Origin of the sequence: Microbacterium testaceum (assembly GCF_001476285.1) — a bacterium.
Lineage (GTDB): Bacteria > Actinomycetota > Actinomycetes > Actinomycetales > Microbacteriaceae > Microbacterium > Microbacterium testaceum_B.
On record NZ_LDRU01000101.1, the window covers coordinates 1 to 23,977 of the forward strand.

General features: G+C 69.4%; 29 protein-coding genes. 16 read left to right on the top strand and 13 right to left on the bottom strand.

The features are described from left to right. Positions 1-720, bottom strand: a 720-nt coding sequence (locus NS283_RS15725; protein WP_193752699.1) for a flotillin family protein, incomplete at its 3' end; no start/stop codon positions are given. Positions 721-894: 174 nt separating this feature from the next. Here NS283_RS15725 and NS283_RS15730 point away from each other — a divergent pair. Continuing rightward, entirely contained in the window at positions 895-1,302 is a 408-nt protein-coding gene (locus tag NS283_RS15730; protein WP_058597800.1) for a hypothetical protein, read from the top strand. A gap of 60 nt (positions 1,303-1,362) precedes the next feature. Here NS283_RS15730 and NS283_RS15735 read toward each other — a convergent pair whose 3' ends face one another. Continuing rightward, a complete protein-coding gene (locus NS283_RS15735; RefSeq protein ID WP_058597801.1) occupies positions 1,363-2,331 on the bottom strand; it encodes an aldose 1-epimerase family protein in 969 nt (322 codons plus the stop codon). 85 nt (positions 2,332-2,416) lie between these two features. Beyond that, the gene (locus NS283_RS15740; protein WP_013586135.1) at positions 2,417-2,587 is read right to left on the bottom strand and encodes a CsbD family protein; all 171 of its coding nucleotides are present in this window, start codon (positions 2,585-2,587) and stop codon (positions 2,417-2,419) included. A gap of 134 nt (positions 2,588-2,721) precedes the next feature. Between NS283_RS15740 and NS283_RS15745 the strand changes: the two genes are divergently transcribed. Together NS283_RS15745 and NS283_RS15750 are read left to right on the top strand one after the other, a co-directional pair. Next, on the top strand, positions 2,722-3,360 hold the full coding sequence (locus tag NS283_RS15745; RefSeq protein ID WP_058597802.1) for a hypothetical protein: 639 nt from the start codon (positions 2,722-2,724) through the stop codon (positions 3,358-3,360). Beyond that, the gene (locus NS283_RS15750; protein WP_081317461.1) at positions 3,357-4,670 is read left to right on the top strand and encodes a D-alanyl-D-alanine carboxypeptidase family protein; all 1,314 of its coding nucleotides are present in this window, start codon (positions 3,357-3,359) and stop codon (positions 4,668-4,670) included. The genes NS283_RS15745 and NS283_RS15750 overlap by 4 nt, the downstream gene beginning before the upstream one ends. Before the next feature lie 9 nt (positions 4,671-4,679). Here NS283_RS15750 and NS283_RS15755 read toward each other — a convergent pair whose 3' ends face one another. Beyond that, positions 4,680-5,420: a hypothetical protein gene (locus NS283_RS15755; RefSeq protein WP_153003399.1), complete on the bottom strand. Its 741-nt coding sequence runs from the start codon at positions 5,418-5,420 to the stop codon at positions 4,680-4,682. Between the two features lie 102 nt (positions 5,421-5,522). Here NS283_RS15755 and NS283_RS15760 point away from each other — a divergent pair, with 102 nt between their 5' ends. From NS283_RS15760 to NS283_RS15770, 3 genes are all read left to right on the top strand, one after another. Then, positions 5,523-6,482 carry an ADP-ribosylglycohydrolase family protein gene (locus NS283_RS15760; protein ID WP_081317462.1) on the top strand — a complete coding sequence of 320 codons (960 nt, stop codon included), beginning with the start codon at positions 5,523-5,525 and terminating at the stop codon, positions 6,480-6,482. Between the two features lie 97 nt (positions 6,483-6,579). After that, a complete protein-coding gene (locus tag NS283_RS15765) occupies positions 6,580-6,828 on the top strand; it encodes a type II toxin-antitoxin system Phd/YefM family antitoxin (protein ID WP_058597805.1) in 249 nt (82 codons plus the stop codon). Continuing rightward, positions 6,825-7,091, top strand: coding sequence for a Txe/YoeB family addiction module toxin (locus NS283_RS15770; RefSeq protein WP_058597806.1), 267 nt, complete (start codon positions 6,825-6,827; stop codon positions 7,089-7,091). Before NS283_RS15765 ends, NS283_RS15770 begins: the two co-directional genes overlap by 4 nt. A 101-nt stretch (positions 7,092-7,192) precedes the next feature. Here NS283_RS15770 and ychF read toward each other — a convergent pair whose 3' ends face one another. Continuing rightward, positions 7,193-8,266, bottom strand: coding sequence for a redox-regulated ATPase YchF (gene ychF, locus NS283_RS15775; RefSeq protein WP_058597807.1), 1,074 nt, complete (start codon positions 8,264-8,266; stop codon positions 7,193-7,195). A 40-nt stretch (positions 8,267-8,306) separates the two neighbouring features. Further along, a complete protein-coding gene (locus NS283_RS15780) occupies positions 8,307-9,056 on the bottom strand; it encodes a class I SAM-dependent methyltransferase (protein WP_058597808.1) in 750 nt (249 codons plus the stop codon). Between the two features lie 213 nt (positions 9,057-9,269). Between NS283_RS15780 and NS283_RS15785 the strand changes: the two genes are divergently transcribed. Together NS283_RS15785 and NS283_RS15790 are read left to right on the top strand one after the other, a co-directional pair. Then, complete coding sequence (locus tag NS283_RS15785) at positions 9,270-9,866, top strand: exonuclease domain-containing protein (RefSeq protein WP_058597809.1); 597 nt, start codon at positions 9,270-9,272, stop codon at positions 9,864-9,866. A 53-nt stretch (positions 9,867-9,919) separates the two neighbouring features. After that, entirely contained in the window at positions 9,920-11,263 is a 1,344-nt protein-coding gene (locus tag NS283_RS15790) for a DNA recombination protein RmuC (RefSeq protein ID WP_058597810.1), read from the top strand. A 34-nt stretch (positions 11,264-11,297) separates the two neighbouring features. Here the strand turns inward: NS283_RS15790 and NS283_RS15795 are convergent, their stop codons facing one another. Next, positions 11,298-11,507, bottom strand: coding sequence for a hypothetical protein (locus NS283_RS15795; protein ID WP_058597811.1), 210 nt, complete (start codon positions 11,505-11,507; stop codon positions 11,298-11,300). Between the two features lie 256 nt (positions 11,508-11,763). Continuing rightward, a complete protein-coding gene (gene glpX / locus NS283_RS15800; RefSeq protein WP_058597812.1) occupies positions 11,764-12,753 on the bottom strand; it encodes a class II fructose-bisphosphatase in 990 nt (329 codons plus the stop codon). A 176-nt stretch (positions 12,754-12,929) separates the two neighbouring features. Between glpX and fbaA the strand changes: the two genes are divergently transcribed. Beyond that, the gene (gene fbaA, locus NS283_RS15805; RefSeq protein ID WP_058597813.1) at positions 12,930-13,958 is read left to right on the top strand and encodes a class II fructose-bisphosphate aldolase; all 1,029 of its coding nucleotides are present in this window, start codon (positions 12,930-12,932) and stop codon (positions 13,956-13,958) included. 92 nt (positions 13,959-14,050) lie between these two features. Here fbaA and NS283_RS15810 read toward each other — a convergent pair whose 3' ends face one another. From NS283_RS15810 to NS283_RS15830, 5 genes are read right to left on the bottom strand one after another with little or no spacing between them, the layout of a single operon-like run. Beyond that, entirely contained in the window at positions 14,051-14,596 is a 546-nt protein-coding gene (locus tag NS283_RS15810; RefSeq protein WP_058597814.1) for an MOSC domain-containing protein, read from the bottom strand. A gap of 9 nt (positions 14,597-14,605) precedes the next feature. Then, positions 14,606-15,307 carry an anti-sigma factor family protein gene (locus NS283_RS15815; protein ID WP_058597815.1) on the bottom strand — a complete coding sequence of 234 codons (702 nt, stop codon included), beginning with the start codon at positions 15,305-15,307 and terminating at the stop codon, positions 14,606-14,608. Next, a complete protein-coding gene (locus NS283_RS15820; RefSeq protein ID WP_058597816.1) occupies positions 15,304-15,810 on the bottom strand; it encodes a sigma-70 family RNA polymerase sigma factor in 507 nt (168 codons plus the stop codon). The genes NS283_RS15815 and NS283_RS15820 overlap by 4 nt, the downstream gene beginning before the upstream one ends. Before the next feature lie 54 nt (positions 15,811-15,864). After that, positions 15,865-16,407, bottom strand: a complete 543-nt coding sequence (locus tag NS283_RS15825) for a DUF6264 family protein (RefSeq protein WP_058597817.1) — start codon at positions 16,405-16,407, stop codon at positions 15,865-15,867. Continuing rightward, positions 16,404-17,465: a 4-hydroxy-3-methylbut-2-enyl diphosphate reductase gene (locus NS283_RS15830; RefSeq protein WP_193751282.1), complete on the bottom strand. Its 1,062-nt coding sequence runs from the start codon at positions 17,463-17,465 to the stop codon at positions 16,404-16,406. Before NS283_RS15830 ends, NS283_RS15825 begins: the two co-directional genes overlap by 4 nt. Positions 17,466-17,522: 57 nt before the next feature. On the opposite strand from NS283_RS15830, the gene xseA reads away from it, so the two are divergent. Genes xseA through NS283_RS15865 form a run of 7 tightly spaced genes read left to right on the top strand, consistent with a single transcriptional unit; the run spans position 17,523 to position 23,947 of the window. Further along, positions 17,523-18,854, top strand: coding sequence for an exodeoxyribonuclease VII large subunit (xseA, locus tag NS283_RS15835; RefSeq protein ID WP_058597818.1), 1,332 nt, complete (start codon positions 17,523-17,525; stop codon positions 18,852-18,854). A 10-nt stretch (positions 18,855-18,864) separates the two neighbouring features. Continuing rightward, on the top strand, positions 18,865-19,095 hold the full coding sequence (locus NS283_RS15840) for an exodeoxyribonuclease VII small subunit (protein ID WP_013586103.1): 231 nt from the start codon (positions 18,865-18,867) through the stop codon (positions 19,093-19,095). Next, positions 19,095-19,727: a DUF4245 family protein gene (locus NS283_RS15845; RefSeq protein ID WP_058597820.1), complete on the top strand. Its 633-nt coding sequence runs from the start codon at positions 19,095-19,097 to the stop codon at positions 19,725-19,727. The genes NS283_RS15840 and NS283_RS15845 overlap by 1 nt, the downstream gene beginning before the upstream one ends. A 35-nt stretch (positions 19,728-19,762) precedes the next feature. Next, positions 19,763-20,410 carry a carbonic anhydrase gene (locus tag NS283_RS15850; protein WP_081317466.1) on the top strand — a complete coding sequence of 216 codons (648 nt, stop codon included), beginning with the start codon at positions 19,763-19,765 and terminating at the stop codon, positions 20,408-20,410. A 32-nt stretch (positions 20,411-20,442) separates the two neighbouring features. After that, positions 20,443-21,837: a class II fumarate hydratase gene (locus NS283_RS15855; RefSeq protein WP_058597822.1), complete on the top strand. Its 1,395-nt coding sequence runs from the start codon at positions 20,443-20,445 to the stop codon at positions 21,835-21,837. 41 nt (positions 21,838-21,878) lie between these two features. After that, the gene (locus NS283_RS15860; protein WP_058597823.1) at positions 21,879-23,294 is read left to right on the top strand and encodes a sensor histidine kinase; all 1,416 of its coding nucleotides are present in this window, start codon (positions 21,879-21,881) and stop codon (positions 23,292-23,294) included. After that, positions 23,291-23,947 (top strand): response regulator transcription factor, encoded by a 657-nt coding sequence (locus NS283_RS15865; RefSeq protein ID WP_058597824.1) that lies wholly within the window; start codon positions 23,291-23,293, stop codon positions 23,945-23,947. Before NS283_RS15860 ends, NS283_RS15865 begins: the two co-directional genes overlap by 4 nt. The last annotated feature ends 30 nt before the right edge of the window (positions 23,948-23,977 follow it).

Consider the following 23,977-nt stretch of genomic DNA (forward strand, 5'->3'; position numbering starts at 1 on the left):
GGTCTGCTCGATGAGGTTCGCCTCGTCGGTCGCGATCTGACGCGCCCGGATCTCGCGCACCGCGTTGATGCGGGCGACCTCGGCCTCGCGCTTCACGCGCTCGACCTCCGTCGCACCGAGCGCGGCGATGTAGCCGTTGCCGTCGGTGACGCCCTGGATCTGGAACGAGTCGAGAATCAGACCCTGCGACGAGAGGTCGCCCTTGATGCCCTCGGCGATCTGATCCGACAGGCGCTGCCGGTCGCGCATGAGCTCCTCGACCGTCAGCGTGGCGACGACGCCGCGGAGCGCACCCTCGAGCTGCTCGGTGGTGAACTGCTCGATGGCCTTGTCCTGCGAAGCGAAACGCTCGGCCGCACGACGCACCGATTCGGGGTCCGAGCCGATCTTCACGAGGGCGACGCCGCTGACGTTGACGGTGACGCCGTTGGACGACTGAGCGGTCGGCTCCATCTTGATCTGGCGAGCCCGCAGCGAGATCATCTCGCCGCGCTGCGTGAGCGGGTTGACGATCGCGCCACCACCGGTGATGACGGTGATCCGCGATGATTCGCCGTCCGCGCCTCTCTGTCGCTTACCGACGATGACCAGGGCTTCATCGGCCTTGGCGACGCGATACCAGCCGCGGATCAGCCCCGCGATGATCAGGAAGACGACGATGACGACGACGAGTGCGATGACCACGACGATGCCGATCGCCCCCAGAGCAGCAATTTCCATGGTTCTCCTTCGACAGGCACCGCACGAAGCGGTACGGGGGAATTCTTTCCAACCTATCGGCCGCCTCCGAGGCGGTGTCCACCCCCTCAGGGGGGAGAAACCGTCGCACGCCGCCCGGCCGGGGCGTACCGTTAAGAGGAAGGCGGCCCGAACCGCCTCCGGAAAGGTCCCCCCATGAAGATCGTGTCCTCCTCCGACTGGCGGGATGCCATCGCGTTCGACGTTCCGGTCCTCGTCGCCGACGTGGTCCCCGGCGAACCCACTCGCTGCGTGGCGTGCGGCACGGCCGGCGAGCTGTTCGAGCGCACCGAACTGTGGGCGGTCAAGCACCGTCACCCGAAGCACCACGGCGGTTTCGTCCGCTTCTATTGCGAGACCCACAAGCCCGCCGCCGCTCCCCCGCCGCCGGCGCCCGTCGCGGTCAAGCGCGCACGCACCGCGGCGCCCCGCGCGGAACGGCGCCCGAGCAGCCCGAAGGCCGTCGCTGTCACCGATCGCCCGATGCGGACCATGTGCCCCGACTGCTTCGTCGAGGTCTCGGCCGGCGGCGACTGCGGCATGTGCGGCGCACAGGTCGTCTGACACGCACACGAAGAACCGCCCCGTCGCCTGAGCATCGGGGCGGTTCTTCGTGTGAGCGGCTCAGCGCGCCGAGATCGTCCACCCGGCCTCGGACGAAGCGCCCGGAGCCAGGGCGATCACCCCGGTGTCGTAGTCGTAGGAGCCGTCGTTGAAGGCGTCCGGAGCGCAGGTCATGGGCTCGACGGCGAGTCCCGCGCGGTGTCCCGGAGTTCCGGGGCCCGCGGGAAGGTCGGCAGTGTGGATCTGTACCCACGGGCAGGACTCGTCCCACGTCATCGCCACGCCGGTTCCCAAGGGATCGGTGAGCGTGACGGTCGCGCGAGCGCCGGCATCCCGGATCAATCCCGTGTACGCGTGGTCGATCTCGACCGCGCCGAGCACGCGAGGTTCGCGGAAGTCGAAGCGCTCCGCGTCGACGGTGACGGATGCCAGTCCCACCGGCGCGAGGCGGTCCGGCGTCACCTCCAGGACGGTGTCGGCGGGAAGCTCGAGGGTCCACTCGTTCAGCGTCGCGGGCCCGGCGACGAGGTAGGGATGCGGACCGGTCCCCCACGGAGCAGGCGTGTCCGAGAGGTTCGTCGCCCGGACCGTCTGCGCCAGGCCGTCGGCATCCAGGCGGTACGTCGTCGAGACGACGAGCCACCAGGGGTATCCGGCCTGGGCCGGAACGGTCGCGGTGAGCGTCACGGCGTCGTCCGAGGCGTCGAGGATGTTCCAGCTCACCCACGACAGGAGCCCGTGCAGAGCGTGTGCCCGGTTGGGTTCGGTCAGGGCGAGCTGGTGCTCCTCACCGCCGAAACGGTGGATGCCGTCGACCACGCGGTTGGGCCAGGGAGCGAGCGTCGTTCCCCGGTAGGCGGGGCGGACCTCGTCCTCAGCGAAGGGGACGACGAGATCGCGACCGTCGAACGTGAGGGAGCGCAACGAGGCCCCGACGCTCGCAATCGCGGCCTCGTAACCGTGGGCACGTAGGACGACGGGGGTACCCGAGACCGGAGTGGGGGTCTCGGTGGGAACAGCATCGGTCATTCCGCCATTATCGCGGGGGAAACGACGCGCGGCGGAAACGACGAATGCCCCGACCGCCAGGGTCGGGGCATTCGGGGAGGGCGACTTACTTGAAGGCGTCCTTGACGTTCTCGCCGGCCTTCTTGACGTTGGCCTTGCTCTGCTCGGCCTGGCCCTCGGCTTCGAGTCGCTCGTTGTCCGTGGCCTTGCCCCAGGCTTCCTTCGCCTTGCCGGTGAGGTCTTCAGCGGCGTTCTTGATCTTGTCGTCGAGTCCCATGTCGGCTCCTCCCGCGTCATGCTCGGGTCTTTCCCGATGAGGCCACGCTATGTCGCTGAATGTCATGTTTCAGGGGGGTTGAATTTCGGGATCGAGTGGGGAACAGACGGCGGTGCACGACTAGGTTCGACATTGTGGGTCCCCTTCGAACCGCTCTCGCCGGCGCCACCGCGCTCCTCGGTTTGACGTTCACGCTCGTCTCGTGCACCTCGGCACCGACCTCCTCCGGCTTGATGGATGTCGCCACCCTCCCCACCGCTCAATCGGAGGCGCTCCCCGCCGTAGAGGTCGTCTCGGTGGCATCTGCGATCGTCGTCAGCCTCGAGCACGCCACCGTGGAGGGCGGCACCGCGCAGGAACCTCTGGGCTATCGAGCTGACGCCGTGGACGGTTGGCGGTCGGCCCTCGGCTCCGACTCGGCGAGTTCGGGTTCCCCCTCGGCCGACGGGGTCGTCGCCCATGACTGGCCCGGACTACGGCTGCTCCTGGCCGACGACGACGAAGGCTCGGTCTCGATCACCGCAGCCGAGGTGAACGGGCACCCCGTTCGCACCGCCCACGGCCTGGCCGTCGGGTCGACGCGCGCGGAGGCGATGGCCGCTGGGGCCCTCCCGGGTTCCGGGCACGAGCTGCGCATCGACGTTCGCGAGGTCCCGGGCACGTCCTCTGCGGAGCGACCGGACAGCGTGGGAACGGAGTTCATCGCCCTCGAGATGAACGGCGACACCGTGGCATCCATTCGCGTCCCGGCGAACGATTTCGGCGAGCGATGAGCGAGGACAGTCCGTTCGGCGATCTGCTCGACGGCGCGAATGAGGTCGAACGCCCGAGCGGACGCGGTGGACGCATCGCCCTGATCGTCTTCCTCGTCCTCGTGCTGGTGGTCTTCGGCGGAAGCGGCGGATACGTCTGGTGGGCTTCGGCGGCGCCGTTGGCTGCCCCGACGGTCACGTCTTCCGCGCCGAGCGTCGCCCCCGGCGCGAAGGCCGAGGTCAGGCTCCCCGCCTCCGGCTCGATGCTCGTCAGTGTCGCGGGTGGTGAGTCCTACCTCGGACCGGATGCCGCCGGCGCATGGTTGTCGTCGGGGGGCGACGATGCGCGACCCATCGCGAGCATCGCGAAACTCGTCACCGCGCTCGTCGTACTCGACGCTCACCCGCTGGCAGACGCGAACGATCCCGGGCCGACGATCGCCTACACCGAAGCCGATACCGACCTCTACGACCAGTACTACGTCCGCGGCGCGACGATCGCGCGGATGCCCGATGGGCTCAAGCTGTCGTTGCACGACTCGCTCGAGACCATGCTCCTGCCGTCGGCGAGCAACTACGCCACGGCGATCGCCCGCTGGGCCTACGGCTCGGATGGCGCCTATGTCGACGTCGCGCGCTCCTGGCTGAGCAGGAACGGGCTGAACTCGACCCGGATCGTGGATGCCACGGGCATCGACGACCGCAACACGAGCACGCCGAGCGACCTCCTCGCGCTCGGCCGGATCGCCGCGGCCAATCCCACGATTGCCGCGATCGCCGCGACGCAGTGGGCCGACCTCCCCGCGGGCCCGGGGAACATCGAGAACACCAACGCCCTCCTCGGCACCTCCGGGATCACGGGGTTGAAGACGGGCAACCTCGGTGACGGCACCTTCAACCTGCTCTTCACGTCCGTTCTCGACGTCGGGATCGGTGCGCCGCTGCACGTCCTCGGCGTCCGTCTCGGCGGCGAGACCCGAGCGAGCGCGAACCAGGATGTCGTCGTTCTTCTCGAGAGCATCCGGGATGGATTCCACACTCTTCAGGTGGGGACGGTCGGCGCCGAGGTGGGCGAGATCACGACCCCCTGGGGATCGTCGGCGAAGGTCGTCGTGGCGCAGAACGCCTCGATCATGACGTGGTCGGACACGCCCGTGGCCACCTCGCTCGACACGACGACGCCAGAGAAGTACGCCGACGGAGAGAAGGTCGGCACGATCACCTGGACGGCGGGGCCGAACACCGCCTCGGCCGACGTGAAGATCTCGGGGGCGATCGAGGAGCCGACGCTGTGGTGGCGGCTGACTCATCCCTCCGAGCTCGGCGGCTGACGCTCGAGGCTATCCCCGTGGCGCGACCGTGGTGGGTGCGTAGCCCGCGAAGCCGTCGATCCTCTGCTGGCCGAGGGTCGTCCCGAGCTCGTGACGCGCGGCGGGCGTGACCCAGTAGAAGTGCACGGCCGCGTAGGTCGCCTGGGGCGCGGCATCCAGAGCGAAAGGCGCGATGTTCCAGGAACCGAGCACGCCCTCCGTGCCGTCGCCCGTATCCCGCTCAATGCGCAGGACCGGCGTCTTGACGAGGCGCGCCTGCGACGCCCCGGTCGAGTTGGTCGTCGTGGCCCAGATCCCCGTCACCTCGTCCCACGGGATGTTCACCGCCGCACCCTGGAAGCGCACCGCGATTCCGCTGCGTCCGACCGCGATGCACTGACGGTTGCCCCACGAGGCGCGGCTGCGCGAGGCCGCGATCAGATTCAGGAACACGAGCACGGCGAACAGCCCCAGGATGCCGAACATCACGGCGATCACGTAGGGCATGGGCCCCTGCATCGAGGGTGTCGTCCCCGCCTGCGCGAGCACGCCCCACACGATCCACCCGCACATGAGGGTGATGAGGCCGAACGCGATCGTGAGGATCAGCGGCGGCCGCCGCAAGGGCGCGACGTGCAACCAGTCGTCCGGCGCGCGCTCGAAGGTGCGGTTGAACATCTCCGCCGGAAGCAACCGCAGGCGCTTTCGAGAGGCGAAGGGCGTCGCCCACCCGGGCGGAATGAAGGCGGTGCGGGGATTCGGCGCGTTCACGGCGGCCAGTTTACGAAAGCGCGGACGGGTTGTCGGCGGGGCTGGACAACGTGTCCGTTCGGCCGCAGCGCTCGAGCGCGGAGGTGCTCGTACGCTGGGAGGATGGCACACCTCTCCCCCGCCCAGATGGATCGCGCCGTCGGAACCGTCATCGTGTCGGCCGCGGGCGACGCTCTCGGCTCGGCGTACGAGTTCGGCCCGGCACTCCCCGACGAGGTCACCCCCGAGTTCGGCGTGGGGCACTTCGGCCACGGAGCCGGAGAGTGGACCGACGACACGAGCATGGCGATCCCGGTGCTCGACGAGCTGGCCGCGGGGCGCCGGCTCACCGACCCCGCCGCTCTCGAGCGCATCGTGGCGGCGTGGCAGGGGTGGGCTCAGAGCGCCCTCGACGTGGGTGCGCAGACACGGCACGTCCTCGGCCGTATCCCGTCGCCCCCGATGATGGATGCCATCCGCACAGCCGCGCGCGCCGTGCATGACGAGACCGGGCGAAGCGGCGGCAACGGCTCGCTGATGCGCACCGGTCCCGTCGCCCTCGGCTACCTCGACCGTCCCGATCTCGCCGCCGCGGCTGCGGCAGTCGCGCAGCTCACGCACTGGGAAGACGACAACGTCGACGCCTGCGCCCTGTGGTGCGCGGCCATCCGTCATGGCATCCTGACCGGCGAACTCGACATGTGCGGACAGCTCGACGTCGTGCCGCAGGACCGTCGCGACCGGTGGGCGGCGCTGATCGACGAAGCCCTGGTTTCCGGCCGTCACCCACGCGACTTCCGGGATGCGAACGGCTGGGTCGTGCGGGCATTCCAGGGTGCGCTGGCCGCGGTCTCCGGAGCCACCGGACCCCTGGATGCCATCGAGCGCGCGGTCCGCGGCGGGAACGACACCGACACCGTCGCGGCCATCGCCGGCTCCCTCGCCGGTGCCGTCTGGGGCGCGGACGCACTCCCCGACTCGCACACGACCGTTCTGCACGGGTGGCCGGGTATCGACGCGGCGGAGCTCGCGCGGCGCGCGCGGCTCGCGGTGGGGGCGTCGGCCGTGTCGGCGTGGGGCTAGCGGGTCTCTCCCCCGGATCGTCGCGCTCCACGGCGCACCCCAGCGGCCACCACCAACCCCTGAGTGGTACCATTTCTGGTACGACTTTGGAGGACTCATGGCCATCACGACGAGCGAAGCACGCCGCGACCTTTTCGGCCTCATCGAGCGCGTCAATCTCGACCACACGGAGGTCGAGATCACCTCGAAGCGCGGTTCCGCCGTTCTCATGTCGAAGGACGAGTACGACTCGCTCGTCGAGACGAGCTACCTGCTCCGCTCCCCCGAGAACGCCCGACGCCTGCTGAGCGCCCTGGCAAGCGCGCGCGACAACGCGATCGAAGAACACGACCTCGTCGAGCCGTGAGCGGCCGCAAGCTGGCCTGGACAGCCGAGGGGTGGGACGACTACCTGTACTGGCAGACACAGGACCGCAAAACCCTGCGCCGCATCAACCAGCTGATCGCCGACATCCTCCGCGACGACCCGTTCGAGGGAATCGGCAAGCCCGAAGCCCTCAAACACGCCCTGGCCGGCGCCTGGTCACGGCGAATCGATGAGGCGAACCGCCTCGTCTACGTCGCGAACGACACCCACATCACGATCTTGCAGGCGCGGTACCACTACTGATCTCGACGAACGGGTAGCCTCGACCGGAATCCGGGAACAGGCGGATGAACGCTGGGCGGAAGGATCCCGCTCGTGCGGACGACCCGAGATCGACGTTCGTGTCAGTTGTTGAAGCGGAACTCCACCACGTCGCCGTCCTGCATCACGTAGTCCTTGCCCTCGAGGCGGGCCTTGCCCTTCGCGCGGGCCTCGGCGACCGAGCCGAGCTCGATGAGGTCGTCGAACGAGATGACCTCCGCCTTGATGAAGCCCTTCTCGAAGTCGGTGTGGATGACGCCGGCTGCCTGCGGCGCCTTCGCACCCTGCGGGATCGTCCAGGCGCGCGCTTCCTTCGGACCCGCCGTGAGGTAGGTCTGAAGACCGAGCGTGTCGAAGCCGATGCGGGCGAGCTGGTCGAGACCCGACTCGTCCTGACCGGTGGATGCCAGCAGCTCGGCGGCATCCTCCGGGTCGAGGTCGATCAGCTCGGACTCGATCTTGGCATCCAGGAAGACGGCCTTCGCGGGAGCGACCAGCGCAGCGAGCTCGTCCTTCTTCGCCTGATCGGTGAGCACGGCCTCGTCGACGTTGAACACGAAGATGAAGGGCTTGGCGGTCAGGAGACCCAGCTCACGGATGGGCGAGAGGTCGAGACCGGATGCCGAGAGCAGGACGCCGCGCTGGAGGGCGTCCTGTGCGGCCTTGGCGGCGTCGAGCACCGAGGGATCGAGCTTCTTGCCCTTGACCTCTTTCTCGTACCGGGTGATCGCCTTCTCGAGGGTCTGGAGGTCGGCGAGCTGCAGCTCGGCGTTGATCGTCTCCATGTCGCTCGCGGGATTCACCGCTCCGTCGACGTGGACCACGTCGTCGTCGGCGAATCCGCGGACGACCTGGGCGATGGCATCCGCTTCCCGGATGTTCGCGAGGAACTGGTTGCCGAGGCCCTCACCCTCGCTGGCGCCGCGCACGATCCCGGCGATGTCGACGAACGACACCGCGGCGGGAACGAGCCGCTCGCTGCCGAAGACATCGGCGAGCTGCTGAAGGCGCACATCGGGAAGGTTCACGACCCCGACGTTCGGCTCGATGGTCGCGAATGGGTAGTTTGCCGCGAGCACCGAGTTCTTGGTCAGGGCGTTGAAGAGGGTCGACTTTCCGACGTTGGGAAGGCCGACGATTCCGATGGTAAGAGCCACGGGAGTCCAGGTTACCCGGCCCGGAGCCCGCTCACCCGCGTCAGGGTCGTCGTGCCCGGAACGAGTGGGTCACGTACGGGAGCGCGACCGAACCTCCGTCGGCGAGTCCGGGAACGGATGCCAGCACCCCGTCGACCGCCGCGTCGATGGCCGCGCGGCGCTCGGCGCTGGCCGTGATGATGTCGCTCCGCGAGACGACGAGGTCGCGCAGTTGGGGCAGAGTGATGCGTCGCTCCCAGCGCCACTCGTGGTGTTCCAGGCTCTCGTACGGCTCGGCGACGCGTGGACCGGTCGTGGCGAGGAGCACCTCGGCATTCGAGCCGCCCATGGCCTCGGTGAGCCTCCGCACCCAGTCCACAGCGTCGTCACGGATGTTCCAGATCAGCCCGAGCACTCCCCCGCTGCGCACGACCCGTGCCGTCTCGCGCGAGGCCGCCTCGACGTCGACCCAGTGCCAGGCCTGGCCCATCACCACGGCGTCGAGACCCGAATCCGGCAGCGGCAACTGCTCGGCCGTGCCGACGAAGGTGGGCACACCGCGCGCGTTCTCTCGCAGGGTCGCGAGCATGTCGGCATCCGGATCCACCGCCACCACATCGGCGCCGAGCTCGACCACGGCGCGCGTCAGCTTGCCGGTTCCGGCGCCGACATCGGCGACGCGGAGCGCCCGGCCCGGCTCCCGCACGGGATCCAGCAGCCAGGCCACCGCCTCGGGCGGGTAGCCCGGCCGCCCCGATTCGTAAGCGGCCGCTGCCTGTCCGAACGACCTCGACTTGTGCTGGGCGCTCATGTTCCGACCCTACGCCGCGCCTCCGACACGAGCAGCCCCACGCCGTCCTGCGGAGTTCGCCGAACCACCTCGGCGTGTCGCACACGTGCCGCCGGCGTGTCGCACACGGACTCCGCGTGACGGCACGACATGCCGCGCGGGGCTCCGACACCGGATGCCGAGCCCCTCGGCGCGCCTCTTCGGGTCGTCGCCGCGGCGGGTGAGAGTGGACACGTGGGACTGGACTTCACGGCGATCGACTTCGAGACGGCGAATTCCAGCAGCGCGTCGGCCTGCGCGGTCGGTCTGGCCCGCGTGCGCGACGGTCGCGTCGTCGCCACCGCCGCGTGGCTCATCAAACCCCCGCCCGGACACGACCACTTCGCTCCGATCAACGTGGGCATCCACGGGATCCAGGCGGCCGATGTCGTGAACGCGCCCGACTGGAGCGCCCAGCTCGCGCGCCTCACCGCGTTCGCCGGCGCCGACGTGCTGGTGGCCCACAACGCCGGCTTCGACATGTCGGTTCTGCGTCGCGCGTGTGCCGCGACGGGTGACGAGTGTCCGCCCTATCGCTACCTCTGCAGCGTGCAGATGTCGCGGAAGACCTACACGCTCCCGTCGTACCGCCTCCCCCTCGTGGCCGAGGAGGCGGGATGCTCGCCCTTCGCCCACCACGACGCGTTGGCCGACGCGGTCGCGTGCGCCGAGATCACGATCGACTGCGCGCGCCGCGCCGGGGTCGGCGACGTCCACGCCCTCGCGGCGCACCTGGGCGTCCGCGTGTCGCAGATCGCCGTCGAGCCCGTCGCGGAGCGCGCCGTCGCCTGACGCTCGCGGCCCGTCTTTCCGGCGATGTCGGAGGTCTGGTGCATGCTGACCTCATGGATGCCATCGCCCTCGTTCTCGTGATCCTCGCCCTCGCGCTCGGCGTCGCCGGCGGGTGGTTCCTCGGATCCGCGCGGGCCTCTGCGAGCGCCGCCACCGAACAAGCTGATCTCCTCGCCCGGGTCGCCGCCTCCGATGCCGCGCGCGCGGGACTCCAGGCGCAGCTCGACCATCAGACGGCCCTCTACAGAGAGGCCGTCGGTCAATCCCGCACCGACCAGGCCGCTCGCGAAGAACGCGAACGTCGCGACCAGACGGTGCTGCGCGCCCTCGACCCCGTGCGCGAGACCCTCGAGGCGATGCAGCGCAAGGTCGACGGGCTCGAGCGCGACCGCGTCGAGCAGTACTCCGCCCTGGGCGAGCAGTTGCGGATGTCGCGTGAGGCCGACGAGGCTCTGCGTGCCACCACCGAAGCCCTCGCGTCGGCGATGCGGTCCGGGAGCACGCGCGGCGTCTGGGGAGAGACGCAGCTGCGTCGGGTCGTCGAAGCCGCCGGACTCACGCGATACGTCGATTTCGACCTGCAGGCCTCCATCACCTCCGACGCGGGTGCGGGTCGACCCGACATGGTCGTCCGGCTCCCGGGTGGCAAAGCTCTGGCGGTGGATGCCAAGGTCCCCCTCGACGCCTATCTCCAGGCCAGCGCGATCCCGGTGACCGCGCAGGGCGACGAGGGCGCTCGCCGTGCGACGCTGCTCGCCCGTCACGCCAAGGCGGTCCGGGGTCACGTCGACGCTCTCGCGCGAAAGACCTACTGGGCGGGCCTCGAGAGCAGCCCGGAGTTCGTGGTGTGCTTCATCCCGAGCGAATCGCTCTTGGCCTCGGCTCTCGACGAAGACCCGACGCTTCTCGACTACGCGTTCTCCCGACGGGTGGCTCTTGCTTCACCGGTGAACCTATGGGCGGTTCTGAAGACCGTCGCGTTCACCTGGACCCAGCAAGACGTGTCCGACGAAGCGCGCGCGCTTTTCACCCTCGGCTCGGAGCTGTACGAGCGTGTCGGCGTCCTCGCCGGGCACGCCGGCGACCTCCGCCGGGCGATCGAGCGCACGGTCGACAGTTACAACAAGTTCGCCGGATCACTCGAGTCGCGCGTGCTGGTGACGGCGCGGAAGTTCCCAGGGATCGACGAGACGAAGCTCGATTCCGTCTCCCCTCCCGCTTCGATCGAGGCGACGCCGCGGCGCTGGGCGGCCCCCGAGTTCATCGACTCCGCGACGACACCGATCGATGACGGCTCGACGGCGGACAGCGCGGTGGAGGGAGACCACCGGAGTGTCGCATCAGCCGATCTGGGCGACGTGCGGATCCGCGCGGGCCTCGAGTCGGAGGAGCGCTAAGCGGAATCGACGGAGAGAGAGGCTGCGGGGTGGCTCAAGAGCCGCCGGGGACCCAACTCAAGAGACTGACGACAGCGGCGGATACGCCGACGAACGCGCCGACCATCCACCAGGCGCTGATCTCGTGGCCGTCGTCGCGGCGAACGCGAAGCAGCACATCGGGGCGGCGCGCAGGGTCAACAGCGTCGGCGATGACCGCCTGCGCCCCGGTCTGGGGTGCGGTTTGGTTCGTGGGAGTTGCCATGGACGATCCCCCTTCGGGTCTCGGAAGAACACAGCGTCGCCGTTGACACTGCACACGATTCTGCCAGACCACCCCCGCGACACCGGTCACGCTTGCGTCACGACACGCCCGGCTGTAGGTGTGCGTTCCGCGTCCGTCGCCGCGCCTCCCACCGGAGCTCCACCGCGGAGCAAGGGCGACGCGCTACCGGGTCAGTGCCGTCTCGCTGAGCGCGGCCGGGCGGCGGCTGTGCTCAGCGAGACGGAGCGCTACCGATTCAGAGCCACTTCGACGTCAAGTGCTCAGACGAGATGCGACGAAGCGTTCCCGACGCGCCACGGAGCACGACGCTCTCGGTGTAGATGAAGTCGCCGTCGCGGCGCACACCCTGCACCAGCTGGCCGTCGGTCACACCGGTGGCGACGAAGATCGTGTTCTTTCCCTTGACGAGGTCGTCGGCCTCGTAAACCGTGCCGTCGACCTTCAGACCGGCGTCGACGCCCTTCTGCTTCTCCTCGTCGTTGCGGGGAGCAAGAACACCCTGAATGTGTCCACCGAGCGCCTTGATCGCGCACGCGGTGACGATGCCTTCCGGGCTGCCTCCGATACCGACGCACATGTCGGTACGGGCATTGTGACGGGCGGCGTTGATCCCGCCGGCGACGTCGCCGTCGCTCATGAGGCGGGTGCCCGCACCGGCCGCGCGGATGTCGGCGATGAGCTGTTCGTGACGCGGACGGTTCAACACCGACACGACGATCTCGTCGACGGGCTTGCCGAGGGCTTTCGCGAGCAAGCGGATGTTCTCGCCGATGGGAAGCCGGATGTCGACGACCCCGACGCCGGCAGGTCCGGTGACCAGCTTGTCCATGTAGAAGACGCTCGATGCGTCGAGCATCGTTCCCTGGTCGGACACGGCGATCACCGAGAGGGCGTTCTGACGCCCCGCCGCCGTGAGCGAGGTGCCGTCGATCGGGTCGACCGCGACGTCGCACCGCGGTCCGCGCCCGCTTCCGACACGCTCGCCGTTGTAGAGCATCGGGGCGTTGTCCTTCTCGCCCTCGCCGATGACGATCGTGCCGTCGAAGTTGACCGTGCTGAAGAACGCGCGCATGGCGTCGACGGCCGCACCGTCCGCCGCTTCCTTGTCACCACGACCGATGAAGGGGACTGCCCGGATGGATGCCGCCTCGGTCGCGCGAACCAGCTCGAGAGCCAGGTTCCGATCGGGGTGCAACGGACTCATATCGGATGTCAGGCTCACCATGTGGCCACTGTAGCCACGCGAGATGTGACAATCGGCCAATTTCCGGCGCCCGCCGACGAAGGAATCTCGATTTTTATCGCTGGCGCATACTCCGCCACTTCCTCCCCCGACAGCCTCAGCACGATCCAGCACCTTCGCTAGGCTGACGGTGTCCCCGCAACGACACAAGGAGCACAATGCCCGTCGCCACCCCTGAGCAGTACGCCGAGATGCTGGACCGCGCCAAGGCCGGCAGCTTCGCGTACCCCGCGATCAACGTCTCGAGCTCGCAGACCATCAACTCGGTGCTCCAGGGCCTGACCGAGGCCGGTTCTGACGGCATCCTGCAGGTCACCACCGGCGGCGCCGACTACTTCGCCGGCCACACGGTCAAGGCCCGCGCCACCGGCGCGCTCGCCTTCGCCAAGTACGTCACCGAGGTCGCCAAGAACTATCCCGTAACGGTCGCGCTCCACACCGACCACTGCCCCAAGGACGCGCTCCCCGGGTTCGTGCTCCCCCTCCTCGAGGCATCCGAGGAAGAGGTCAAGGCCGGCCGCAACCCGATCTTCCAGTCGCACATGTGGGACGGCTCGGCCGTTCCCCTCGACGAGAACATCGACATCGCCGCCGAGCTCCTCCCCCGCATGAAGAACATCAACGCCATCCTCGAGATCGAGGTCGGCGTCGTCGGCGGCGAAGAGGACGGCGTTCAGCACGAGGGCTCGAACGAGGCTCTCTACACGACCGTCGCCGACGTGACCAAGGCCGTCGAGCGTCTCGGCCTCGGCGAGAACGGCCGCTACATCTCGGCCCTCACGTTCGGAAACGTCCACGGCGTGTACAAGCCCGGCGGCGTCAAGCTCCGCCCCGAGCTGCTCGGCGAGATCCAGGAGGGCATCGCCGCGAAGTTCGGCACCGGCCCGAAGCCCCTCGACCTCGTCTTCCACGGCGGCAGCGGCTCGAGCGACGAAGAGATCGCCCTCGCGGTCGCGAACGGCGTCGTCAAGATGAACATCGACACCGACACGCAGTACGCCTTCACCCGTTCGATCGCGGGCTACATGTTCTCGAACTACGAGGGCGTGCTGAAGATCGACGGCGAGGTCGGCAACAAGAAGCAGTACGACCCCCGCGCCTGGGGCAAGGTCGCCGAGTCGGCCATGGCCGTCCGCGTGGTCGAAGCCACCAAGCAGCTGGGTTCGTACGGCCAGTCCAAGAGCTGACCCGACCCTCTCTCGCGAATGCCCCGGCTCCGGCCGGGGCATTCGTCGTTTCCGACACCGGATGCCACGTCCGTGAGCGTGCGGGCGCGGGCTCAGGCGCGGTAGACCTCGAGCACCGTGGGCGCGCCCTCGGGGGACGACAGCACCTCGATGGCATCCCCCGCCCGGACATCTCCCGCGCGCCGGACCCGGAGGTACGCGCCGAGGCGTCCCTCGTCGGAGAAGCGCTTCACCCACCCTCGGGCGTCGCGTCCGCCGACCCAGCGCGCGAACGTCGCGCACGGCGTGCGCGGCATGGTGACCTCGACCTCGACGGTGTCGCCGATGCGCCAGATCTCGCCGATGCGCGCCGCGTTGACATCGATGCCGTCCACCCGGAGGTTCTCACCGAACCACCCCGGGTGCAGATCGCGGCCCAACTGGTTCTCCCAGTACGCCGCGTCCGCCTCGGAGTATGCGTACACCGCCTTGTCGCGCCCGCCGTGGTGTTTGCGGCTCGCCTGGACATCCGCGCGTACGCCGAGCGGGCCCAGACGAACGGGACCGTCGAGCGCGCGCTTGTCGATCGCGGTCACCCCGACGGACCCCGCGTCCGGGTGGAGCTGGTGGACGGCGCAGACGGCGACGAGGCGTGGCATCCGTCGATGCTACGGGGTGGAGAAGTCTCTCCGCATGACGACGCGATCGCCGTCGACGGAACGGATCTCGATCGAGCCGATACTTGACGCTTCGAGGTCGGTCCCGGCACTGAGCTCGGTCGTGGCCCCGGGGCCGGCGCGCCAGGTCGAGAGCACCGAGGTCGAGCCGGAGTCGTCGGTCACCGCCAGAGCGTAGGGCCAGCCACCGGGCGGGGCATCGAGCACCTCGCCCGTGTATTGGCACACGAGGTCGATCCGGGTGCCCCACGCAACCGGGGTCAGTTTGACCGACGCCTCGAGCGGAGCTCCGCCGACCTCGTCGAGGGCGTAGGTCGTCCCCGACGACGAAGAGGCGTTGGCGATCGTGACGACGGTCGGCACGCCCACGGCGACCACGGCGAGGGATGCCGCCAGGGTCCACGCCGTGATCCGCCGGGCGCGACGCCGACGCGCGGTCTGCACGACGCGGGTCCGGAGCGAGGGATGGGGCAGGGCGATGGGGACCGGACCGCTCGACGCATCGATCGCCCGGGCACGGTCAGCCGACAGTCGCGAGAGCAGGCCCGCCGTGGGCGCGAGCTCCGCCACAGCCGTCCGGCACTCCGCGCAGATCGCGAGATGCCCCTCGTACTCCGCGCGATCCGCCGCCGACAGGGCACCCAGAACGTAGGCACCGTCCCACTCGGACATCCGTGAGTGATCGGCGTTCATCGCGTCACCCCCCTCTCCTGCAGGGCGAGCCGCAGTGCTCGCACCGCGTAGTGCAGTCGCGACTTGACGGTCCCCGCCGGGATCCCGAGCTCCTCGGCCGTCTGCGCGACGCTCCGACCGCCGTAGTACGCGCTCACGATCACCGCGCGGTGATCGGGCGTCAGGGTCGAGAGCGCCTCCTCGACGAGCAACGCGTCGAACATGGCATCCGTGTCGTCGTCGCGTCCCGCGTCCGGCACCTCGTCGACGGCAAGTTCGTGGCGGCGACGGGCGCTGCGCGCCTCGTCGATGACGAGGTTGCGGGCGACCGTGAACATCCACGACCGCAGCGATCCCGGGTCATCGTTCATGATGCGCGGCGACCGCCACGCCCGCAGCAGCGTCTCCTGCACGACGTCGTCCGCTCCCGCGTGGTCGCCCGTGAGACTGACCACGTACCGCCAGACGGGCGCCGCGTGGGCGTCGTAGAGCGCGGTCAGACGCGCGTGATCTTCTCGCACCACGGCCGGCTCCTCTCTCGGGTTCTCAGAAGAACACGGGATGCCGGCCCCGTCGGTTCACTTCGAGATGCCGTCCATCAGCGCGGAGAGGTAGGCGGGGTCGCTGACGATGGCGATCGCGATGCAGGTGCCGCCCACGAGGGCGGCCACGGCGAAGCCGACGAGAGGGATCCAGAAGGCGATGCGGCCGCGCTTGAGCCGACGCCAGGTCAGCAGAGCGGTGACGAGGTAGACGACGCCGTAGACCACGGCGGCCACCGCACCCCAGACGAAACCGGCGGCCAGGTTCGAGTAGGTCGCGTCGACGTTGAGGACCTTCGCCGCCTGCTCGGCATAGTGAGGGAAGTCCAGCACCTGCACGATCGTCGTGACGACCGAGAACAGCCCGTAGACGAGCAGCATGAGCGTGATGACGCGGTCGACTAGGGGCCCGCGGGCCGGCGCCGGTGCGACGGTGGACGACGCCGGAGCGGCCGGCTGCGGGGCGACGCCCGCGTCGAGCGACTCCGTGACCTCCGGACGCTGGATGCGAGCCTGCTGCTCCTCGGGCGTCGCGTACTCCCCGAACTGCGGACGCGGCCGCGGGTCGACGTCGCTCACGAACGACCCCGGCCGCCCAGCGCCCGCTGGTCGCGCTGGCCGGCGGCATCCTGACGCAGCTCCTTCGGGAGCGAGAAGATCAGGTCTTCCTCGGCGGTCCGTACTTCTTCGACGTCGCGGTAGCCCGCGCCGGCGAGCTCCTCGAGCACCTCGGTCACGAGCACCTCGGGCACCGACGCGCCGCTGGTGACGCCGACCGTCTCGACGCCGTCGAGCCACTCCTGCTTGACCTCGTCGACGTAGTCGACCCGGTAGGCGGCCTTGGCACCGTGCTCGAGCGCGACCTCGACGAGGCGCACGCTATTGGAGGAGTTCGCGGAGCCCACGACGATGACGAGGTCGGCGCCGACGGCGACCTTCTTGATCGCGACCTGACGGTTCTGGGTGGCGTAGCAGATGTCGTCGGAGGGCGGGTCCTGCAGGTGCGGGAAGCGCAGGCGGAGTCGGCGAACCGTCTCCATCGTCTCGTCGACCGACAGCGTCGTCTGCGAGAGCCACACCACCTTCGACGGGTCGCGCACCTCGACGGTGTCGGCGTGCTCGGGCGAGTTGACGACGGTGACGTGCTCGGGAGCCTCGCCGGCGGTCCCCTCGACCTCTTCATGGCCGTCGTGGCCGATCAGCAGGATCTCGTAGTCATCGCGCGCGAAGCGCACGGCCTCGCGGTGCACCTTGGTGACGAGGGGGCACGTGGCGTCGATGGCCTGCAGGCCGCGGTCGGACGCCGCGGAGACGACGGCGGGAGAAACGCCGTGCGCGCTGAAGACGACGTGCGAGCCCTCGGGGACCTCGTCGACCTCTTCGACGAAGATCGCGCCCTTCTTCTCGAGCTCGGTCACCACGTGGATGTTGTGCACGATCTGCTTGCGCACGTACACGGGGGCACCGTAGCGGTCGAGGGCCTTCTCGACGGCGACGACGGCGCGGTCCACACCGGCGCAGTATCCGCGCGGTGCCGCCAGCAGCACCTTCTTCTGGCCTTTGACCGGGATATCCTGGAGCCGCCCACGTCGACCCGGAATCCGGGGAACGGGCAGTTGGACGACAGGTGTGCTCACCCCTCGATTCTACCGGGGCGCCCCTGGACGACGGCCGAACCCCGCAGACTGGAGCCCATGACCTCGTTCCATCCCGAGACGGTACCCGGCGAGGCGCCCCCCGCCGACTCGGTCCACCCTCGCGACTCGCGAACCGACACCCCCACGTCGGTGTCGCGCCTGAACGACACGATCCGCGGCTTCATCGAACGCTGGGGCTCGGTCTGGGTCGAGGGCGAGATCACCTCGTTCAACCGCCGGGGTGGCAACGTCTTCGGTCGCTTGAAAGACCTCAACACCGAGTCCACGGTGGCGTTCCGCATCTGGTCGAGCACGCTCGCGCGCCTCCCCAAGGACTTCCAGGTGGGCGACCACGTCGTGGCGTGCGTCAAGGCGGACTACTTCCCCCGCACGGGCGACTTCTCGTTCGCGATCTCCGCCATGCGTCACGTCGGCCTCGGCGAACAGCTCGAGCGGCTCGAGCGACTGCGCGTGCAGCTGCGTTCCGAGGGTCTGTTCGACCCCGTGCGCAAGAAGAAGCTGCCCTTCCTCCCCCACTGCATCGGCCTCATCACGGGTGAGAACTCGGACGCCGAGAAAGACGTGCACCGCAACGCCGAGCTGCGTTGGCCGCGGGTGAACTTCCGCACGAAGTACGCCGCGGTCCAGGGCGACCGCTGCGTCCCGGAGACCCTGGCCGCGTTGAAGGCTCTGGATGCCGACCCCGAGGTCGACGTCATCATCATCGCCCGTGGGGGCGGCGATCCGCAGACCCTTCTCGGCTTCAGCGACGAGCGCCTATTGCGCGCGGTGGCCGCGGCATCCACGCCGGTCGTCAGCGCGATCGGCCACGAGAACGACCGACCCCTGCTCGACGAGGTCGCCGACCTCCGCGCCTCCACTCCCACCGACGCCGCAAAACGCGTGGTTCCCGACGTCGCCGAACAGCGGGCTCTCGTCGCGCAGCTGCGCGCACGGCTGACCGGACGCCTCACGCAGCGCGTGCTGCACGACATCGCCCAGCTCGAGCAGATCCGTTCGCGTCCGTCGCTGCGCACCCCGCACGCCATGCTCACCTCACGGGCGCAGGAGCTGTGGATGCTCTCGAACCGCGGCCGTGACATCGTCGATCGCCGACTCGAGAGTGAACAGCGCCGGACACGCGAGCTGAGCGCGTCCCTGCGCGCGCTCTCGCCTCTCGCGACACTCGCACGCGGTTATGCGATCGCCCAGGTCGAGGGCGGTGCGATCGTCCGCGACGCGAGCCAAGCCCCCGCCGGAACCGCGCTCACCGTCACGGTCGCGCGCGGATCGCTGACGGCCCGCTCGGAAGGCGAGATCGATGAGACGCCCGTCGCTCCGCTCGACGGCGAGGCATCGGGCGACGGCGTGTCGGTGGGTCCCGCCTAAGATGGATGCCATGACCGCGACGACTCCCGGACCCTCGGCAGACGTCGCGACCCTCTCTTTCGAACAGGCACGCGATGAACTCGTGCGTGTCGTGTCCGAGCTCGAGCAGGGCGCACCCACGCTCGAGGAGTCGCTGGCCCTCTGGGAGCGCGGCGAACAGCTCTACGCGCGCTGCGAAGAGTGGCTCCTCGGGGCCAAGCGCCGTCTCGACGCCGCCCGCGGCGAGGGCGAGGACGCCTGATGGCCCGCGTCGTCGCCGAGCTCGGCCGTCCCGAGACTCCGGAGGAGACCGCAGCCCGCAAGGCCGAGTCGTCCCGCCGCTATCGCTCGAGCAAGACCTTCCGCAACCTGATCGCGGCGCTGCTGGTGACCGTCGCGGTCGTCTTCGTCGTCGTCGCCGCGGTCCCGCGCGGCGAGCCGGTCCCCCGCCCCGAGCCGGATGTCCCCGCACTGGCCGCCGACCTCGAGACCGATCGCGGCCGCCCCGTGCTGACACCCTCGCTCGGCGAGGGCTGGCGGGTCAACCAGGCCACGGTCGAAGGCGTCGGAGGCACCGAGGCCTGGACGATGGTCTACGTCCGGTCGGGCGAGTCCGGATTCCTCCGTGTCGCCCAGGGCTTCGACACCGACGAGGCCTGGGTCGCTCAGGTCCTCGACGGAACACGGAGCACCGAGACCACCGAGATCGACGGGATCACCTGGAACGTCTACCGCCCGGCCAACCCGTCCGGCACCGGCAACATCGACTATGCGCTGGCGACCCCCGCCGGCCCCGACTACGTGCTCGTCTACGGTGACGCCGCGCCCGAGACCGCGGCACTCGCGGCGGCGTCGGTGTCCGCGCAGGTGAAGCAGCTGAAAGAGATCCCGTGAGCGCACCCCTGACCCCCGGCCAGGTCTGGCAGCAGATGGTCGAAGGCAACCGCCGGTTCGTGACCGGAGCACCCGCGCACCCGCGTCAAGACGTCGAGCGCCGCGCCGAGCTCGCCGGTTCGCAACATCCGACCGCCGCCCTGTTCGGGTGCTCCGACTCGCGCCTGGCCGCCGAGATCATCTTCGACGAGGGACTCGGCGACCTCTTCGTGGTCCGTAACGCCGGCCAGGTCATCTCGGATTCAGTGATCGGCAGCCTCGAGTACGCCGTCGGCGTCCTCGAAGTGCCCCTCATCGTCGTCCTCGCCCACGACGCGTGCGGCGCTGTCGGTGCCGCGATCGAGAGCACCGGCGTCGACGCGCCGACCCTCCCCGCGTACATCTGGCGTCAGATCGCGCCGATCGTGCCCGCGGTGCGTCGCGTGCAGCGCCAGACCGCGGTGGACGGACACCTGCCCGACCATGTCGACCCCGAACTCGTCGGGCGCGAGCATCTGCGCCACACCGTGGGCGAGCTGCTCCGCGCATCCGAGCTCATCAGCGAAGCCGTCGCCGAGGGCCGCACCGCAGTCGTCGGGGCCAACTACCGACTCGACGAGGGGGAAGCGTTCCCCGTCGTCATCGTGGGCGACGTCGACGACCCCCGGGTCGACGACCCCCGCTTCGCGGACACCCGCATCTGAGAACCGAACGAACGACCTGGAGGAACGACGACGTGACCGACACCGAGTACCGCATCGAGCACGACACCATGGGTGAAGTGCGCGTGCCGAAGGACGCCCTGTACGCGGCGCAGACGCAGCGCGCGGTCGAGAACTTCCCGATCTCGGGCTCGGGTCTCGAGTCGACGCAGATCGCGGCACTGGCCCGGATCAAGAAGGCCGCGGCCCTCGCGAACAAGGATCTCGGCACTCTCGACGGTCGGATCGCGGATGCCATCGCCCAGGCTGCGGATGAGGTCGTCACCGGGGTGCACGACGCCCACTTCCCCGTCGACACGTACCAGACCGGCAGCGGCACGTCGTCGAACATGAACATGAACGAAGTGCTCGCGACCCTCGCGACGCGCATCCTCGGTTCGACGGTGCACCCCAACGACCACGTCAACGCCTCGCAGTCGTCGAACGACGTCTTCCCGACGTCCGTGCACATCGCCGTGACCCAGGCGCTCATCACCGACCTCATCCCCGCGCTCGACCACCTCGCGGTCGCCCTCGAGGCCAAGGCCGATGCCTGGAAGGGCATCGTGAAGTCGGGCCGCACGCACCTCATGGACGCGACGCCCGTCACGCTCGGTCAGGAATTCGGCGGCTACGCCCGCCAGATGCGCCTCGGCATCGAGCGCGTGGAGGCCGTCCTCCCCCGCGTCGCCGAGGTCCCCCTCGGCGGGACGGCCGTCGGCACCGGCATCAACACGCCGCTCGGCTTCCCGCAGAAGGTCATCGAGATCCTCGCCGCCGAGACGCAGCTCCCGATCACCGAGGCCAAGGACCACTTCGAGGCTCAGGCCAACCGCGACGGTCTCGTCGAGGCATCCGGGGCCCTCCGCACGATCGCGGTCTCGCTCACCAAGATCAACAACGACATCCGCTGGATGGGTTCGGGCCCGAACACGGGTCTCGGCGAACTCCACATCCCCGACCTGCAGCCCGGCTCGTCGATCATGCCCGGCAAGGTCAACCCCGTCGTCCCCGAGGCCACCCTCATGGTCTGCGCGCGCGTCATCGGCAACGACGCCACGGTCGCCTGGGCCGGCGCATCGGGATCGTTCGAGCTGAACGTCGCCATCCCCGTCATGGGGACGGCCCTGCTGGAGTCGATCCGCCTGCTCTCCAATGCCGTGCGCGTGCTCGCCGACAAGACCATCGACGGTCTCGAAGCCAACGTTGCTCGCGCCGAGGCCTTCGCCGGCATGTCCCCGTCGATCGTCACACCCCTGAACAAGGTCATCGGCTACGAGGCGGCTGCGAAGATCGCGAAGCACGCCGTCGCCAAGGGCATCACCGTGCGCGAGGCCGTCATCGACCTGGGCTACGTCGAGCGCGGCGAGATCACCGAAGAGGTGCTGGACGCCAAGCTCGACCTGCTCTCGATGACTCACCCGGGCTGAGCCCCGCAAGATCGAACGCCGAGGCGCGCCATAATCGAAGGATGAGCCGCGCACCGAGACCCGTCTCGGTGCGCGCGCGACTCCTCGGCGCGATCCTCGGCGTTCTGCTGTTGGGACTCATCATCGCGGGAGGGGTCACCTTCCTCGTGCAGAGCGAGCGTGTCATCGCCAACGCGGAACGTCAGCTCGACGGCTTCTCGAGCACGGCCCCATCCAGCGGAACGGATGCCGTCGAGCTCGTCGGTGCGACCATCCCCGGACGCACCGACGGCACCGTCGCCCTGTCGGGCACGACGGTGCTCGCGGGTACACCGTCGCCGCCGGGGCTCTCCCTCTCGGACGACACGCGCTTCGTCTCGGCCGTCAGCGACGCGATCGCGCGCGGAGAACTGCGCGGGCGCGTCGACAGCGAGCACGGACCGGTTCTGTACGCCGCCGTCCCGCTCGACGGGGCTTCGGTCGTCCAGGCGATCTCGATCGACCAACGGATGGAGCTGGTCACCCTCTCGACCACCACGTTCGCCATCGCGGGCACCGTGGTCCTGCTCGCGGTGGCCGTCGCGGGCTGGTTCGTGACCGGCCTGCTCTTCTCGCCCCTGCGGCGGCTCCGCGACACGACGGATGCCATCACCCTGGCGGATCTGGGCACGCGTCTGCCGCCGCAGGGCAACGATGAGATCGCCGACCTCACCTCCTCCGTCAACTCGATGCTGGATCGTCTCGCGATGTCCGTCGAAGCCCAGCGACAGCTGCTCGACGACGTGCGTCATGAGCTCAAGACGCCGATCACGATCGTGCGTGGGCACCTCGAGATGATGGACCCCGTCGACCCGCACGACGTCTCCGAGACGCGCGACCTCGGAATCGCCGAACTGGACCGCCTTTCGCGTCTGGTCGACGACATCGATGCCCTGGCCGTGGTCGAGGCCGGTTCTCTGACCACCGAGGTCATCCAGGTCGCGGCTCTGACGGACCGCGTCGGCGAGCTGGTCAGCGCGATCCCCCACCACACCTGGACGGTCGAGTCCCGCGGTCGCGGAGCGATCCACGGCGACCACGACCGCCTCGTTCAAGCATGGCTGCAGCTCGCGGACAACGCCGCGAAGTACACCCCACCGGGGACGCCGATCGAGATCGGCAGCAGCGTCGGTGACAGCAGCGCCGATCTGTGGGTGCGCGACCACGGTCCCGGCATCCCTCCCGCTGCGCGCCACCGCGTCTTCCGCCGGTTCGACCGCATCTCGACGCGTCGCGGGGTCGAGGGATCCGGACTCGGACTGTCGATCGTGGATGCCATCGCCAAAGCCCACGAGGGCTACTGCAGCGTCAGCGACACGCCCGGTGGCGGCGCGACCGTCACGTTGCATCTCCCTCTCGGTCGGTCGCACTCCGCCGCCGACCTCCCCACCCCCGTGCGCGCCGGAGACGTCGTGATGCAGAGAGAGGCCACCGGATGACTCGCATCCTCATCGCCGAGGACGAAGAGCGCATCGCCGCGTTCGTCGCGAAAGGATTGGAGGCGGCCGGCTACCAGACCGCGACCGTCGACGACGGTGCCGAAGCCCTGAGCGCCGCTTTGTCCGGCGACATCGACCTGGTGCTGCTCGACGTCGGACTGCCCACACTCGATGGCTTCGAGGTGCTTCGCACCCTCCGGGGACAGGGGTCCGCGATCCCCGTGATCATGCTCACCGCGCGGACCAGCACGCGCGACACCGTGGACGGTCTCGACGCGGGAGCGAACGACTACATGGCGAAGCCCTTCAAGTTCGATGAGCTGCTCGCGCGCGTCAGGTCGAGACTGCGTGAACCGCTCACGGCGCACACCATCTCGATCTCGCACGGCGACATCACGCTCGACGTGCGCGGGCGACGGGCGAGCATCGACGGGCGCGACGTCGACCTGAGCGCGCGCGAGTTCGCCCTCGCCGAGGAGTTCCTCCGCCACGCGGGGCAGGTCCTCAGCCGCGAGCAGCTCCTCAGCCGCGTCTGGGGCATGGACTTCGACCCCGGCTCCAACGTCGTCGACGTGTACGTGAGATACCTTCGCGCGAAGTTCGGCGCCAGCCGCATCGCGACCGTGCGCGGAGCCGGCTACCGCTGGGAGTAGTCGCCGTTAACCCGAAAGCCCCCGGCGGGG

Excerpts from the sequence above, each read along its gene's own strand:
- NS283_RS15845 (WP_058597820.1), top strand. The coding sequence starts at position 19,095 with ATGGCCCGCGTCGTCGCCGAGCTCGGCCGTCCCGAGACTCCGGAGGAG.
- NS283_RS15740 (WP_013586135.1), bottom strand. The coding sequence starts at position 2,587 with ATGGGACTCGACGACAAGATCAAGAACGCCGCTGAAGACCTCACCGGC.
- xseA (WP_058597818.1), top strand. The coding sequence starts at position 17,523 with ATGACCTCGTTCCATCCCGAGACGGTACCCGGCGAGGCGCCCCCCGCC.
- NS283_RS15760 (WP_081317462.1), top strand. The coding sequence starts at position 5,523 with ATGGCACACCTCTCCCCCGCCCAGATGGATCGCGCCGTCGGAACCGTC.
- fbaA (WP_058597813.1), top strand. The coding sequence starts at position 12,930 with ATGCCCGTCGCCACCCCTGAGCAGTACGCCGAGATGCTGGACCGCGCC.
- NS283_RS15765 (WP_058597805.1), top strand. The coding sequence starts at position 6,580 with ATGGCCATCACGACGAGCGAAGCACGCCGCGACCTTTTCGGCCTCATC.
- NS283_RS15840 (WP_013586103.1), top strand. The coding sequence starts at position 18,865 with ATGACCGCGACGACTCCCGGACCCTCGGCAGACGTCGCGACCCTCTCT.
- NS283_RS15780 (WP_058597808.1), bottom strand. The coding sequence starts at position 9,056 with ATGAGCGCCCAGCACAAGTCGAGGTCGTTCGGACAGGCAGCGGCCGCT.
- NS283_RS15850 (WP_081317466.1), top strand. The coding sequence starts at position 19,763 with ATGGTCGAAGGCAACCGCCGGTTCGTGACCGGAGCACCCGCGCACCCG.
- NS283_RS15750 (WP_081317461.1), top strand. The coding sequence starts at position 3,357 with ATGAGCGAGGACAGTCCGTTCGGCGATCTGCTCGACGGCGCGAATGAG.
- NS283_RS15730 (WP_058597800.1), top strand. The coding sequence starts at position 895 with ATGAAGATCGTGTCCTCCTCCGACTGGCGGGATGCCATCGCGTTCGAC.
- NS283_RS15815 (WP_058597815.1), bottom strand. The coding sequence starts at position 15,307 with ATGAACGCCGATCACTCACGGATGTCCGAGTGGGACGGTGCCTACGTT.
- glpX (WP_058597812.1), bottom strand. The coding sequence starts at position 12,753 with ATGGTGAGCCTGACATCCGATATGAGTCCGTTGCACCCCGATCGGAAC.
- NS283_RS15735 (WP_058597801.1), bottom strand. The coding sequence starts at position 2,331 with ATGACCGATGCTGTTCCCACCGAGACCCCCACTCCGGTCTCGGGTACC.
- NS283_RS15790 (WP_058597810.1), top strand. The coding sequence starts at position 9,920 with ATGGATGCCATCGCCCTCGTTCTCGTGATCCTCGCCCTCGCGCTCGGC.
- NS283_RS15795 (WP_058597811.1), bottom strand. The coding sequence starts at position 11,507 with ATGGCAACTCCCACGAACCAAACCGCACCCCAGACCGGGGCGCAGGCG.
- NS283_RS15860 (WP_058597823.1), top strand. The coding sequence starts at position 21,879 with ATGAGCCGCGCACCGAGACCCGTCTCGGTGCGCGCGCGACTCCTCGGC.
- NS283_RS15865 (WP_058597824.1), top strand. The coding sequence starts at position 23,291 with ATGACTCGCATCCTCATCGCCGAGGACGAAGAGCGCATCGCCGCGTTC.
- NS283_RS15810 (WP_058597814.1), bottom strand. The coding sequence starts at position 14,596 with ATGCCACGCCTCGTCGCCGTCTGCGCCGTCCACCAGCTCCACCCGGAC.